Source organism: Microtetraspora malaysiensis (genome assembly GCF_050947145.1).
Lineage (GTDB): Bacteria > Actinomycetota > Actinomycetes > Streptosporangiales > Streptosporangiaceae > Microtetraspora_A > Microtetraspora_A malaysiensis.
Genome location: NZ_CP191998.1, coordinates 8,694,511 through 8,707,644 on the forward strand (window position 1 = coordinate 8,694,511; position 13,134 = coordinate 8,707,644).

The following is a 13,134-nucleotide window of genomic DNA, read 5'->3' on the forward strand; positions in this document are numbered from 1 at the left end:
TGTCCGTTTCCTCACCACGCGCCGAAGGCGGCTTCGCCGTTGGTCATGATGGTGCCGGCGAGGTCGGTGACGTCCACGCCCTTGACCTCGGCCAGGCACCGCAGGGTCAGCGGGATGAGGTAGGGCGCGTTCGGCTTGCCTCGGTGCGGGGTGGGCGGAAGGTAGGGCGCGTCGGTCTCCACGAGGATGAGCTCGGCGGGCGCCACCCGGGCCGCTTCACGGAGATATTCCGCGTTCTTGTACGTCACCGGCCCGGAGAACGACATGAAATAGCCGGCGTCGGCGCATTTCTTGGCCATCTCACCGTCACCGGAGAAGCTGTGGAAGACCACGACGTCCGGCGCGCCCTGGTCGGCCAGCACGCCGAGCACGTCGTCGTGGGCGTCGCGGTCGTGGATGACCAGCGCCTTGCCGGTGCGCTTGGCGATCTCGATGTGCGCGCGGAAGCTCGCGTGCTGGTCGTCCCGGGAGGCCCGGTCGCGGAAGTAGTCGAGCCCGGTCTCCCCCACGGCCCGCACGTGCGGCAGCCGCGCCAGCTCCTCGATCTCGGCGAGCGTCTCCGGCGTGGCCGCGTGGGCCTCGTTGGGGTGGATCGCCACTCCCGCGTAGACGTCGGCGTGCCGCGCGGCGACCTCGGCGCCCCAGTGGGACGAGCGCAGGTCGTACCCGATGGTCACCAGCCGGGTCACCCCGACCAGGCGGGCGTCGGCCAGGATGGCCTCGACCGACGCGCCCGCCGCCTGCGCGGCGAGCGCGACCTGGTCGCCCGAGGACGCCCTGCGGTCGCCCACCATGATGTCGAGGTGACAGTGGCTGTCGAACACCTCAGCGGGCAGCGGCTCAGGCAGCACGGGAAGCTCTCGGGACATATCCGTCAACCTACCGCCCGTCAGCTCTTGACCTCCTCAAGGCGCGGGAAGAGGATCTCGCCCTTGACGACATCGGCGCCGGCCGGCAGCCGGCCCCAGGTACCGGCGTCGGCGATCCGCTGCTCGGCGAGCGGGCCGAGGTGCGGCTCCGCGCCGAGGGACGCCCACAGCTTCTCGGCGGTGCCGGGCATGATCGGGTTGAGCAGGACGGCGACGGCCCGCAGGGACTCGGCGGCCGTGTAGAGGATGGTGCCCAGTCGGGCCCGGCCCTCCGGCGACTCGTCCTTGGCGACCTTCCACGGCGCCTGCTCCGAGAGGTAGCCGTTGACCTGCCTGGTGAAGTCGAAGATCGCGCCGATGCCGCCCGCGAAGTCGAGGTTGTCACCGATCATGGTGTCGGCCTGGGCGACCGCCCGGGCGAGGCCCTCGGCGACCGCCTGCTCCGCCGCGCCCGCGTCCGTGGCTTCCGGCAGGGTGCCGTCGTAGTACTTGCCGACCATGGCCGCGACCCGGGACGCCAGGTTTCCGAAGTCGTTGGCGAGCTCGGAGGTGTAGCGGGCGGAGAAGTCCTCCCAGGAGAACGAGCCGTCCTGGCCGAACGGGATCGCCCGCAGGAAGTAGTAGCGGTACGCGTCGACGCCGAAGTGCTCGGTCAGCTGGCGCGGCGAGATGCCCGTCAGGTTGGACTTGCTCATCTTCTCGCCGCCGACCATCAGCCAGCCGTTCGCGAAGACCCTGCCCGGCAGCGGCAGGCCGTTCGCCATCAGCATGGCCGGCCAGATCACCGCGTGGAACCGCAGGATGTCCTTACCGACGAGGTGCACGTCGGCCGGCCAGGTGGAGTCGAACTTCGCCTGGTCGGAGCCGTATCCCACGGCGGAGACGTAGTTGAGCAGCGCGTCGACCCAGACGTAGATGACGTGCTTGGAGTCCCAGGGGATCGGGATGCCCCAGTCGAAGGTGGAGCGGGAGATCGAGAGGTCCTGCAGGCCCTGACGTACGAACTGGAGGACCTCGTTGCGCGCGGACGCGGGCTGGATGAAGCCGGGGTTCTGCTCATAGAAATCCAGCAGCCGCGGGCCGTACGCGGAGAGGCGGAAGAAGTAGTTCTCCTCTTCGAGCCACTCGACGGGCCGCTTGTGGATGGGGCACAGGTCGCCGTCGAGCAGATCGCCGGGCGCCTTGTATTCCTCGCAGCCGACGCAGTAGGGCCCCTTGTAGCCGCCGCAGTAGATCTCGCCCTTGTCGTAGAGATCCTGCACGAACTCCTGCACGCGCTCGGTGTGGCGCGGCTCGGTGGTGCGGATGAAGTCGTCGTTGGCGATCTCGAGGTGCTCCCAGAGCGGCTTCCAGGCGTCCTGGACGAGCTTGTCGCACCACTCCTGAGGGGACACGCCGTTCGTCTCGGCGGTGCGCATGATCTTCTGACCGTGCTCGTCCGTGCCGGTGAGGTACCACACCTTCTCGCCGCGCTGGCGATGCCAGCGGGTGAGCACGTCGCCTGCGACGGTCGTATAGGCGTGGCCCAGGTGAGGAGCGTCGTTGACGTAGTAGATCGGCGTCGAGACGTAGAACGCCGACTCCTCAGATGTATTCGATCCTGTAGCCGCCATGCCGAAATCCTATCGGCCCCTCGACGATGCCTCCCTCAAATATTCGACGGGCCTGTTCGGTCGGCTACGGCCTCGGGACGTGCCCGGGAGTCGCGATCGACTCCGCGGGCCGGTCCCGTTCGGGGCACGTCGTTCAGGAGTGGGCGGTGGGCTTCGCGGCGGGCTCGGAGGACTCGCGGCTGACGGCCTCGGCGGCCTCCTCGGCGGCGGAGGCGGCGATGTCCACCGGGGTCTCCTTCGAGCGGCGGATGCCCAGGATGCTGATGAACAGCGACGCGAAGATGGTCTGGAAGCTCATCACGAGCGCGGTCGCGGACGGCACGACCAGGCGCAGCGACTCGGCCGGGATCAGCTCTCCGAAGCCCCTGCCACCCCAGTGGGCCAGCGACGCGACCAGGCCGACGAGACCGGCGAGGGCGAGCAGGCCGCCCGCGACGAGGCCCTTCTCCAGGCTGACGATGTCCACGAGCTTGCGGACCCGCCTGTCCTCCGGCAGGAAGCCCTCCTCGGCGGCGTACACCTTGGTGAACAGGGCGAACAGCACCGCCTGGAAGCCGATCACCACCATGGCGGAGGCCCCGACCAGGGTGTCGACGTCGAAGGCGAGCTTGCCGATGTAGACGGGGCCGAACGTCAGCGCGGCGCCCATGATCAGGCCGATGGCGGTGAGCACCAGGCCGGGGATGAAGAACAGCCAGCGCGGGCTGTAGAGCAGCAGGAAGCGCAGGTGGCGCCAGCCGTCCCGCCAGGAGCGCAGGTGCGGCGGGCGGGAGCGGCCGTCCGGCGACAGCGTCGTCGGCACCTCGCGGACGTCGAGCCCCTGCAGGGTGGCCTTCACCACCATCTCGGACGCGAACTCCATGCCGCCGGTCTGCAGGCCGAGCCGCAGGATCGAGTCGCGCCGGAAACCGCGCAGCCCGCAGTGGAAGTCGCCGATGGCGCTGGGGAAGAACAGCCGCCCGATGAACGACAGGACGGGGTTGCCGAGGTAGCGGTGCAGCGGCGGCATCGCGCCGGGGGCGATCCCGCCCTTGAAGCGGTTGCCCATGACCAGCTCGCCGCCGTTCCGCAACTGCTCGACGAACGGCATCAGGTTCGTGAAATCGTACGAGTCGTCGGCATCGCCCATGATCACGTACTTGCCGCGCGCGGCGCGGATGCCGCCCATGAGGGCGTTGCCGTACCCCTTGGCGTCGACGTGGACCACACGGGCTCCGGCGTCGCGGGCGAGCTGCTGCGACCCGTCGGTGCTGCCGTTGTCGGCGATCACCACCTCGCCGTCAATGCCGTTCTCACGCATGCAGGCGAGGGCTTTGCGTACGCAGGTCTCGACGGTCTCGGCCTCATTGAGGCAGGGCATGACTACGGTCAGTTCCACGTCGCAACCCTTCGTCTACATTTGTGATCGCCCTAACATGATGCCCTCTGTCCGGAGGTGCCCGGGGCAAGTCTCCGAAACGGCTGGCATTCTGTACCCATGGTCGCGGTTGCGGAGCCTTCGTCATTAGACGCCCCCCCTGTTAGCAGGTGGAAGCGCCTTCTGGCCGTGCTCGTCCGCCACCGGGTGTTCGCGGTGGCCCTCGGGCTCGGGGCGCTCCTGCGCGTCGTCACCATGGTCGGTTTCGGCCCGGCCATGTGGTTCAACGACTCCTTCGACTACGTCTCGGTGGCGTTGCACCCACGCCCGCACTCGATCCGCCCGGACGGTTACGGGTTCTGGCTCCTGCTGCTCCAACCGCTGCACAGCTTCGCGTTCGTGGTGTTCACCCAGCACCTGATGGGCCTGGCCTCCGGCCTGCTGATCTACCTGCTGCTGACCAGGAAGTTCGGCCTGCCGGGTTGGGGGGCGACGCTCGCGGCCGTGCCCGTGCTGTTCGACGCGTACCAGATCCAGCTCGAACAGCTCGTCATGTCGGACGCGATGTTCACGCTGCTGGTGACGGCGGCGGTCACGCTCGTCCTGTGGCACAGGAAGATGTCCTGGCCGGTGGGCGTCGCGGTCGGGGCGCTGCTCGCGCTGACCGCGCTGACCCGCAGCATCGGCCTGCCGATCCTCGCCCTGGTCGTGGCCTACCTGCTGATCAAGCGGGCCGGGTGGAAGCCGATCTCGGCGGTGATCGCGGTCTGCGCGCTGCCCGTCCTGGCGTACATGGGGTGGTTCAAGGCGGTCAACGGGCAGTTCGCGATGACCAACAGCGACGGGGTGATCCTCTACATGCGGACCGCCCTCTTCGCCGACTGCCACAAGATGAAGCTCGACAAGCGCGACGAGCTGGAGCTCGCCCTCCTGTGCATCAACACGCCGCCCGCCGAGCGGGGCCGTACGGCGCAGGCGTACCTGTGGTGGGACGACCAGAACCAGCTCCACGTCTTCGGCTCGGGCATGAAGTTCACCCCGGAGATCAACGCCAACGCGAGCGCGTTCGCCAAGAAGGCGATCCTCGCGCAGCCGGGGGACTACCTCGCCGCCGTGGGCAAGGACTTCTTCCGCGCCTTCGGCTGGGGGCGCCCGCTGTTCCCGGACGCCAAGACGTACCTGCAGTACCAGTTCGGCAACTACTACACGCAGAAGCTGCCCACCTGGACGTCGTACAAGGGCACGACGGACAAGGACGCCGAGCGGTACGAGAACGGCCCGGCGGCCACCCGCGAGGTCAAGCCGTGGTCCGACATCATGATCGGCTACCAGAAGGTCGTGCGGCTGCCCGGCACGGTGCTCGGCCTGCTGCTGCTCGCCGGCCTGTACGGCGTGGCGGTCCGATGGCGCAGGCTCGGCGGGCCGGTGCTGCTGCCCTGGCTCGCCGCGGTGGGGATGATCCTGGCCCCGGCCGCGACGGCGGAGTTCGACTACCGCTACCTGCTGCCGGCCGTACCGGTCGCGTGCCTCGCGGCGGCGATCTCGCTGCGCCACCTGCGGCTGCCGCGCAGGAGGCCCGAACCCGCCTCGTGACCCCGCGGCGGCGCGGCGATCACGTAATGCCGTGGACGCGATTGTAGAGGTCGCGCTTGGGGACGCCGGCGGCCTTCGCGACGTCCGCGATGGCCTGCTTGCGGGAGACGCCCGCGTCCTCGCGCCGGGCGACCTCCTCGGCGAGGTCGTCGATGTCCGGCTCGGTGGCCTCGGGGGCGTACCCGGCGACGACGAGGGTGATCTCTCCCCTGACCTCGCCCGCGGCCCAGTCGGCCAACTCGGCCAGCGGCCCCCGGCGTACCTCCTCGTAGGTCTTGGTGAGCTCGCGGCAGACGGCGGCGGGGCGGTCGGGGCCGAACGCCTCGGCCATGGCGGCCAGGCAGGCGTGCAGGCGGTGCGGCGCCTCGAAGAACACCATGGTGCGCTCCTCGCGGGCCAGGCTCTCCAGGCGGCGGGCGCGCTCCCCCTGCTTGCGCGGTGGGAAGCCCTCGAAGCAGAACCGGTCGCTGGGCAGTCCGGAGATCGCGAGGGCGGTGGTGACGGCGGACGGGCCGGGCAGCGCGGTGACGCGGACGCCCGCCTCCACGGCGAGCCGGGTGAGCCGGTATCCGGGGTCGGACACGCCGGGCATCCCCGCGTCGGTGATCACGAGGACGGTCACACCCTGGAGCAGTTCATCGAGCAGCTCCTTGGACCGCGCGGCCTCGTTGGCGTCGTAGTAGGAGACCACCCGCCCGGTCAGGGTCACGCCCAGGTCGGACGCGAGCCGCCGGAGCCGGCGCGTGTCCTCGGCGGCGATCACACCGGCCGTCTCCAGGGCCTCCCGCAGTCGGGGGGACGCGTCCCCCACTTGGCCGATCGGAGCTCCCGCCAGAATTAGCACGTTTCCCACCATATGAAAGGTTCATCATTGAAGAGTTGGATGCCGGTAATAGACCCGAACTTCATGGTCACCACGAGGACTCGACAGTAGTCTGTCCAGGTGGCCGTGACCGACTTCTCACATCAGGCGTTCGAGCAGCCCGAATCCGATCGGGATGCCGCGGCGCCGGTGTCCCTGCGGGAGCGGCTGGTGCCGCCGATGCCCGGCAGCCCTCTGTGGGGCTGGCTCGGGCCGTTGATCGTGGCGGCGTTCGGAGCGTTCCTGCGTTTTTATCGTCTCGGGACGCCCAACGCGGTCGTCTTCGACGAGACGTACTACGCCAAGGACGCGTACGCGACGATCAAGTTCGGCACCGAGCGGTCGTTCGTCGACAACGCCAACGACCTGATGGTCGCCGGCAAGACGGGCATCTTCAAGACTTGTGCGCAGGTCAGCGATTGCGCCGCGTACGTGGTGCACCCGCCGCTCGGCAAGTGGATGATCGGCGCCGGTGAGGCGATCTTCGGGTTGAACCCCTTCGGCTGGCGGTTCGCCGCCGCGCTGATCGGATCGCTGTCGATCTTCATCATCGCCCGGGTCGCCCGCCGGATGACCCGGTCCACCCTGCTCGGCTGCCTGGCCGGGCTCCTGCTCTCCCTCGACGCCCTGCACTTCGTGCTGTCCCGCTCGGCGCTGCTGGACATCTTCCTGATGTTCTGGATCCTGGCCGGCTTCGCCTGCCTGGTCGTCGACCGGGACCAGGCGCGGCAGGCACTGGTCGAGTGGCGCGAGTCCGCCGCCTCGCTCGACATCGGCCCCCGGCTCGGGTGGCGTCCATGGCGGCTCGCGGCCGGGCTGTGCCTCGGCGCGGGCCTGGCGACCAAGTGGACGACGGTCTTCTTCATCGTCGCCTTCGCCATCATGACGCTGATGTGGGACGCGGGCGCGCGCCGCGCGATCGGGCTGGACCGGCCGTACGTCGAGACGCTCAAGCGGGAGCTGCCGCTCGCCGCCGCGTGGACGGCCGTGGTGCCCGGGGTGGTGTACATCGTCTCGTTCGCGGGCTGGTTCTTCACCGACAAGGGCTGGAACCGGCACTGGGACCAGGCCACGTCGCAGGGGAACCCCTTCTTCTTCGCGTTCGACTCGCTGCGCTCCTGGATCTCCTACCAGGTGCAGACCCTGAGCTCGCACACGTCCCTGGACCAGACGCACAACTACAAGTCCGAGCCGTGGAGCTGGCCGCTGCTGCTGCGCCCGGTGGCGTTCTTCTACGAGTCGCCGAAGGGCTGCGGCGCCGACAGCTGCTCCCAGGCGATCCTCGGCACCGGCACCCCGATCATCTGGTACGGCGGGCTCGCCGCGCTGATCGGCATGATCGCCTGGTACGTGGCGACCCGCGACTGGCGAGCCGGCGCGGTCCTGCTGTCGTACGCCGTGGGCTGGCTGCCGTGGTTCTACTACGCGATCGCCGACCACCGGACGATGTTCCTGTACTACATGATCCCGGTGGTCCCGTTCATGATCCTCGCGATCGTGCTGGCCTGCGGACTGATCCTGGGACCGGCGGCCGCGCCACAGTGGCGGCGGCTGGCCGGGTCGGTGGGCGTCGGTGTCTTCGCGCTGCTCGCGCTGGCGAACTTCGCCTGGCTCTACCCCGTGATCGCCGCCGAGGTGATCCCGTACACCGACTGGCTCGCCCGCATGCTCATCCGCGGCTCGAAGGGCTGGATCTAGGCCCTCATATGGTTGGTCCGAGGGGATGGCGGCGAGTGACCATGGGTCGTCGCGGACGATGGGCGCAATACGGCAGACTGCGAGTCATGCCCGCACCTGACGTGGCGGCGCTCCTCGCCGAGCTGGAGCGCTCCGAGCCGGAGGCCGCAGAGCCGGCCCGTGTCGCCGTCGAGTGGCTGACGGGCGGTGAGGCGCTGGAGACGATCAGCCAGCTCGACGTGTGCGAGTTCCTCTGGTACACCCTGCCGGTCAAGATCACGGGCGACCGCCCGGTGATCGCGCGGGCGCTCGGACGGCTGCTGCGGCTGGGCGGCATGAACCGCTACGCCGCGCTGTGTGACTCACCGGCGACCACCGAGATCCTGCAGGCGTACGCCCAGGACGGCGAGGAGGCCGGGACCGCGGCCTACCAGGAGGCGCTCGAGGCCACCGGTGTGCTGCCGCCGGACGTCCCCGAGCTGGCCTGGAGCTCGATCATGGGGCCCGAGGAGCTGGGCGCGCACGTCGCCTGCGCGGCCGCGCTCGAACTGGCGATCATGTCGGGCGAGCCGGTCGGCCGCGAGGCGCTGACCCGGCGCTGGCTGACCTCGCCCCGGCCCGAGCTCGGCGGCGACTGCTGGCTGCACCGGGTCCACGGCGAGCGGCTGAACCGCTGGGTCCTCGGCCGGGGGAACGCCCGCCGCGAGCTGGCCCAGCCCTTCGAGGTGCGGCTGCACGCGGCCATCCCGATGCCGGCCGAGCCGTACCTGGAACCGCTGTGGTGGCTGCTCGGCATGGCGGTCGAGGGCGTGAAGCTGACCGAGAAGTTCAACGTGTCCCGTGCCATGGTGACGGAGTCGCTGGACAGGTTCGGCTGGGACGCCATGACCACCGGCTCGGTCCGCGGTGAGGCCGACGTGCCGACGTTGACCACGCTCAGGGAGATCGCCGTCCACGACCTGCGGGCGCTGCGCCGTACGGGGAGGAAGCTGGTGCTCACCTCGCCGGGGCGCGGGCTGGTCCAGCGACCGGAGAACCTGTGGGCGGCGGCGACGTCCACGCTGCTGCTCCCGGCCAAGGGCGAGCACGACTTCGAGATCTCGGTCCGCGAGGCGGCTCTGATGCTGCTCGCCGACGGCGCGGCCCTGCCGTACGAGGAGCTGCGGGACCGGATCCTGGAGGTCGTCAACGGCGAGGGCTGGCGCTCGGCCACGGGATCCAAGGTGGCGCCGCTCGACCTGTCCGCCCCGCTGGGCGAGCTGCAGCGCCGGCTCGACGCGCTCGATCTGCGTACCAGCTGCTCGTGGCGGGAGCCGTGGCAGCTCACGACGGTGGGCCGGGCGGCCGCGCTCGCCGCGCTGCGCTCGCAGGCGCTGCGGCCGCGGCAGTACGCCGGCATGGGCTGATCGGCGTTTTCTCCAGGTTTTCTTCCAGGTTTTCTTCAGGTTCGGGTGGCGGTCACCCGATTCGCCGCCCGGCGCGTCCTGGATAGGTACGACGTTGTCGCTGCCATGGAAGGACATCGCCATCATGAACCGCCCCCACCATCCCTTGCTCGGCTTGAAGCAGCGGAGCCCGGAGATGGTCGCGGAGGAGACCCGCAGGGTGAAGGCCCAACTGATCAGGACGTACGGATGGGACGGCTACCAGCGGGTGATCAGGCGGATGGAGTCTGATCTGGCCCGGCTCGAACGGGAGACACGCGGCCGGGAGAACTAGCCGGTATAGCCGGCTGAGGCGTCCCTCACCTCCGCATCGCGGGACGCGCCGGACGATCCCGCGGGCCACCTGGGACATCTCCTCCGGTGGCGCGGATCGTGCGGCGCGCCGCGGTGCGAGGCGCCTGATCCGGCCGGTCATGTCACGCCGGCCCCGATGGCCGAGCCCGTGCGGATCCACGAACGCGGTCGGCGTTTGATCGCGGTCACGGGTCCTTGATGCCGCGGAGCCGGGGCGACCTGGCGATGGTGGATCTCCGGCACGAATTTCCGCGCCGTTGTCGATTTCCGGCCCCCCTGCGTGTCGTAGGTGATGAGAGTCCGGCCCGAGGTGGGCCGGGACAGCGACATCGGAGGGGAAGATGGGCCAGCCGTTCACGGTGGAGTGGGAGGGCGAGCTACCCGCGAGCCCGCAGGTGGTGTGGGAGGCGTTCACCCGGCACACCGCTGGTTGGTATTGGGAGATCGAGTACGAGCCCTGGGCCGGCGGGGCCGAGCGAGGGCTGACGAGGGGCGGCGGCACGGTGAGCGTCTGGGAGCCGCCCCGGCGTTTCACCACGCGGGCCGAGTTGGGCGACGGCGAGGTCAACGAGCTGGACTACCGGCTCCGGCCCGCGAGGACGGGCACCGTGCTGAGCTTCACCCACAGGGGCGTCATCACCGGCGACTACGACAAGGAACTCGACTCCTGCCGGCAGCACACGACGTTCTACTATCACTCGCTGGGCGAGTACCTGCGCCACTTCGGCGGGCGCGACGCGGTCTACTTCACGGCCGACGCGCCCGAGGCCTCCGCGTCCGGGGGCTTCGCGAAGGCGCGCCGGGCGTTGGGCGTCTCCGACCGGGTAGAAGTGGGCGACGAGGTGAGGTTGACGCCGGCCGGTCTCAAGCCGATCGAAGGTGTGGTCGATTACGCCACCCCGGTCTTCCTCGGCGTACGGTCCGCTGACGCGCTCTACCGTTTCTACGGCCGGGACGCGTGGGGGTGGCCGGTCGGCGTGGCGCACCACCTGTTCGCCGGGGACGCCGACGCGGCGGCGGCCCGGCAAGGGTGGGGCGCGTGGCTGGAAGAGGTGTTCACGAGCGAGGAGCAGGTGTGATGGCGCAGTACGCGGTGCTCATCTACGAGCGCGAGACGCCCGGTGGCGTGACCGACATCCCGCCGGAGGTCATGCGGGCCCATGAGGAACTGCCGGCGCGGGTCGCCGAGCGAGGCGGCCGGATCGTCGCCGGGTTGGCCCTGGAGCAGTCAGGTACGGCGACCTCGATCCGCGGCGACCTGGTGACGGACGGTCCCTTCATCGAGACCAAGGAGGCGCTGGCCGGGATCTTCGTCCTGGAGGCGCGCGACCTCGATCACGCGCTGACGCTGGCCCAGCTGACACCGATCATGAACGGTGGTGTCGAGATCAGGCCGCTGATCGGCTTCGACGTCGTGGAGGAGCGCTGACCCCTGTCGAGCGGGCGGTCGCCGACGCGCACCGTCGTGAGTGGGCCTACGTGCTCGCCGCGACGGTGCGGGTCACCCGCGACCTCGACGCCGCGGAGGAAGCCGTCCAGGACGCCTACGTCCAGGCCCTGCAAGCGTGGGGACCCGATGGCGTGCCCTTCCGGCCCAGCGCGTGGCTGACCACGGTCGCCCGGCGGAACGCGCTCAACGCCATGCGCCGCCGGCGGACGCTGCAGGCCAAGCTGCCGCTGCTGCTCGAACGCGAGGAGGTCGGGATGCCCGAGGCGGACGGCGAAGCGATCCCCGATGACCGGCTTCGGCTGATCTTCACCTGCTGCCACCCGGCACTGGCCGAGGAGGCGCGCATCGCGCTCACGCTGCGCCTGGTCTGCGGTCTGGCGACCGCCGACATCGCGCATGCCTTCCTGGTGCCGGAGGCGACGATGGCCGCCCGCCTCACCCGGGCCAAGAAGAAGATCTCCGCCGCGCGCATCCCGTACGTCGTGCCGTCCGAAGGCGACCTGTCCGAGCGCGTCGACGCGGTGCTCACCGTCATCCACCTGCTTTACGCGGCCGGGCACACCGCCCATTCAGGAGCGGACCTCGTCCGCGACGATCTGACCGAGCGCGCGCTCGACCTGGCGCGCATGCTGCGGCTCCTGTTGCCCGCCGACCGCGAGGTGACCGGACTGCTCGCGCTGCTGCTGGTCCAGCATGCGCGCCGCGCCACCCGGACCGACGCCCACGGCCGGCTGCTGCGCCTGCGGGAGCAGGACCGCTCGGCCTGGGACCGGGCGATGATCGCCGAGGCGGACCGGCTCGTGATCGCCGCGCTCACCGCCGGGCCGCCCGGACGGTTCACTCTGGAGGCCGCGATCGCGGCCCTGCACGCCCAGGCCCCTGACTACGAGCGGACCGACTGGCCGCAGATCCTGACTCTCTACGACGAGCTGCTGCGGATCTGGCCCTCACCCGTCGTCGCACTCAACCGCGCGGTGGCGGTGTCGATGGTGCACGGGCCGAAGGCCGCGCTGGCCGAGGTCGAATCGATCGAACAGGGCGGGCGGCTGGCCGGATACCGCTACCTCCACGCCGTGAAGGCGGATCTGTTGCACCGCCTCGGCCGCGACGCCGAGGCGGTCCAGGCCTACCGGGCCGCCCTGGCACTCACCGGCAACGCCGCCGAGCAGGACTTCCTCACCGAACGCATCAGATCGACCGGAACGGTCGCGCACATCAGCGGTCAGCCGAAGCCCGTCGCGACACCGCGTGCGGACTCACCTGCCGTCAGGAACGGGCCGCGAGGGTGCGCCGAATCCTGACGGCCCTGGCTATGCCGACGCCGATGAGCGGGGTCGCCAGCCACAGGAACGGGACCAGCTCGGCGGACCAGGCGGTCATGACGGCGGTCAAGACCCAGAAGATCCCGATCCCCAGGTAGACCCAGGCGTTGGTAGCCAGGCGGTCCACATCGGCGTCCGGTCGATGGAGACGCTGCCTGAGCGCAAGAACGATCATGACTCCCTGGCACAGAAGCAGAACGGCCTCGGTGCCGGCGAACATGGCCACCGCCAGCGCATGCCCTGCCGTGGCGTCTTCCGCCAGCGCGCTCGCCTCTCCGAAGATCGAGGTCGCGTACGGCAGGAGAACCACCAGGAGGAGCATCGGGAGATGCAATAAGAGCACTGCCGGTGACAGTCGGTCGAGCTGGTCGAACAGGGAGTGGTGCACCCGCCAGATGGACCACAGCATCAGGAAGGCGACGGCGAACGCCACGAACGCGCTTACGTGGCCCCCGAGGAACCCGCCCAGATCCCGGAAGTCCTCGGCCTCGGGCCGGGGCAGCTCCAGCGCGAGAAGTGTGATCGCGATCGCCAGGATGGCGTCGGCGAAGGCACTGACACGCTCACGTGTGAGCCCGGGACGCGACGCTGGCGAAGTCATCACGATCTCCACATCAAGGGGGGCAATCGCCGATCATTGTGGCAGATAGCC

Annotated in this window: 12 protein-coding genes; 7 read left to right on the plus strand and 5 right to left on the minus strand. The window is 70.0% G+C overall.

Going from position 1 to position 13,134, the window contains the following annotated elements:
* Window positions 1-11 precede the first annotated feature (11 nt).
* From ACQP1V_RS40540 to ACQP1V_RS40550, 3 genes are all read right to left on the minus strand, one after another.
* Window positions 12-869, minus strand: coding sequence for a TatD family hydrolase (locus ACQP1V_RS40540; RefSeq protein ID WP_433416593.1), 858 nt, complete (start codon window positions 867-869; stop codon window positions 12-14).
* Window positions 870-889: 20 nt separating this feature from the next.
* Window positions 890-2,482, minus strand: coding sequence for a methionine--tRNA ligase (gene metG, locus ACQP1V_RS40545; RefSeq protein ID WP_433416596.1), 1,593 nt, complete (start codon window positions 2,480-2,482; stop codon window positions 890-892).
* 133 nt (window positions 2,483-2,615) lie between these two features.
* Window positions 2,616-3,860: a glycosyltransferase gene (locus ACQP1V_RS40550; RefSeq protein ID WP_067135290.1), complete on the minus strand. Its 1,245-nt coding sequence runs from the start codon at window positions 3,858-3,860 to the stop codon at window positions 2,616-2,618.
* Window positions 3,861-4,028: 168 nt separating this feature from the next.
* Between ACQP1V_RS40550 and ACQP1V_RS40555 the strand changes: the two genes are divergently transcribed.
* A complete protein-coding gene (locus tag ACQP1V_RS40555; RefSeq protein ID WP_433416599.1) occupies window positions 4,029-5,432 on the plus strand; it encodes a hypothetical protein in 1,404 nt (467 codons plus the stop codon).
* 19 nt (window positions 5,433-5,451) lie between these two features.
* Here the strand turns inward: ACQP1V_RS40555 and rsmI are convergent, their stop codons facing one another.
* Window positions 5,452-6,288, minus strand: a complete 837-nt coding sequence (gene rsmI / locus ACQP1V_RS40560; RefSeq protein ID WP_433416602.1) for a 16S rRNA (cytidine(1402)-2'-O)-methyltransferase — start codon at window positions 6,286-6,288, stop codon at window positions 5,452-5,454.
* A gap of 87 nt (window positions 6,289-6,375) precedes the next feature.
* On the opposite strand from rsmI, the gene ACQP1V_RS40565 reads away from it, so the two are divergent.
* The 6 genes from ACQP1V_RS40565 (at window position 6,376) to ACQP1V_RS40590 (ending at window position 12,461) form a co-directional block, all read left to right on the plus strand.
* A complete protein-coding gene (locus ACQP1V_RS40565; RefSeq protein WP_433416605.1) occupies window positions 6,376-7,992 on the plus strand; it encodes a dolichyl-phosphate-mannose--protein mannosyltransferase in 1,617 nt (538 codons plus the stop codon).
* 86 nt (window positions 7,993-8,078) lie between these two features.
* Entirely contained in the window at window positions 8,079-9,377 is a 1,299-nt protein-coding gene (locus tag ACQP1V_RS40570; RefSeq protein WP_433416608.1) for a hypothetical protein, read from the plus strand.
* A gap of 124 nt (window positions 9,378-9,501) precedes the next feature.
* Window positions 9,502-9,690 (plus strand): hypothetical protein, encoded by a 189-nt coding sequence (locus tag ACQP1V_RS40575; protein ID WP_387409078.1) that lies wholly within the window; start codon window positions 9,502-9,504, stop codon window positions 9,688-9,690.
* Between the two features lie 361 nt (window positions 9,691-10,051).
* Entirely contained in the window at window positions 10,052-10,789 is a 738-nt protein-coding gene (locus ACQP1V_RS40580; protein ID WP_433416611.1) for an SRPBCC family protein, read from the plus strand.
* The gene (locus ACQP1V_RS40585; protein ID WP_433416614.1) at window positions 10,789-11,139 is read left to right on the plus strand and encodes a YciI family protein; all 351 of its coding nucleotides are present in this window, start codon (window positions 10,789-10,791) and stop codon (window positions 11,137-11,139) included. The genes ACQP1V_RS40580 and ACQP1V_RS40585 overlap by 1 nt, the downstream gene beginning before the upstream one ends.
* Window positions 11,140-11,189: 50 nt before the next feature.
* The gene (locus tag ACQP1V_RS40590; protein WP_433416617.1) at window positions 11,190-12,461 is read left to right on the plus strand and encodes an RNA polymerase sigma factor; all 1,272 of its coding nucleotides are present in this window, start codon (window positions 11,190-11,192) and stop codon (window positions 12,459-12,461) included.
* Here ACQP1V_RS40590 and ACQP1V_RS40595 read toward each other — a convergent pair.
* Window positions 12,427-13,083 (minus strand): TMEM175 family protein, encoded by a 657-nt coding sequence (locus ACQP1V_RS40595; protein ID WP_433416620.1) that lies wholly within the window; start codon window positions 13,081-13,083, stop codon window positions 12,427-12,429. The two genes, ACQP1V_RS40590 and ACQP1V_RS40595, sit on opposite strands and share 35 nt — an antisense overlap.
* Window positions 13,084-13,134 lie beyond the last annotated feature (51 nt).

Bases quoted from the DNA above. Each gene is read 5' to 3' on its own strand.
- ACQP1V_RS40585 (WP_433416614.1), top strand. From the start codon at position 10,789: ATGGCGCAGTACGCGGTGCTCATCTACGAGCGCGAGACGCCCGGTGGC.
- ACQP1V_RS40575 (WP_387409078.1), top strand. From the start codon at position 9,502: ATGAACCGCCCCCACCATCCCTTGCTCGGCTTGAAGCAGCGGAGCCCG.
- rsmI (WP_433416602.1), bottom strand. From the start codon at position 6,288: ATGGTGGGAAACGTGCTAATTCTGGCGGGAGCTCCGATCGGCCAAGTG.
- ACQP1V_RS40580 (WP_433416611.1), top strand. From the start codon at position 10,052: ATGGGCCAGCCGTTCACGGTGGAGTGGGAGGGCGAGCTACCCGCGAGC.
- ACQP1V_RS40570 (WP_433416608.1), top strand. From the start codon at position 8,079: ATGCCCGCACCTGACGTGGCGGCGCTCCTCGCCGAGCTGGAGCGCTCC.
- ACQP1V_RS40595 (WP_433416620.1), bottom strand. From the start codon at position 13,083: ATGACTTCGCCAGCGTCGCGTCCCGGGCTCACACGTGAGCGTGTCAGT.
- ACQP1V_RS40540 (WP_433416593.1), bottom strand. From the start codon at position 869: ATGTCCCGAGAGCTTCCCGTGCTGCCTGAGCCGCTGCCCGCTGAGGTG.
- metG (WP_433416596.1), bottom strand. From the start codon at position 2,482: ATGGCGGCTACAGGATCGAATACATCTGAGGAGTCGGCGTTCTACGTC.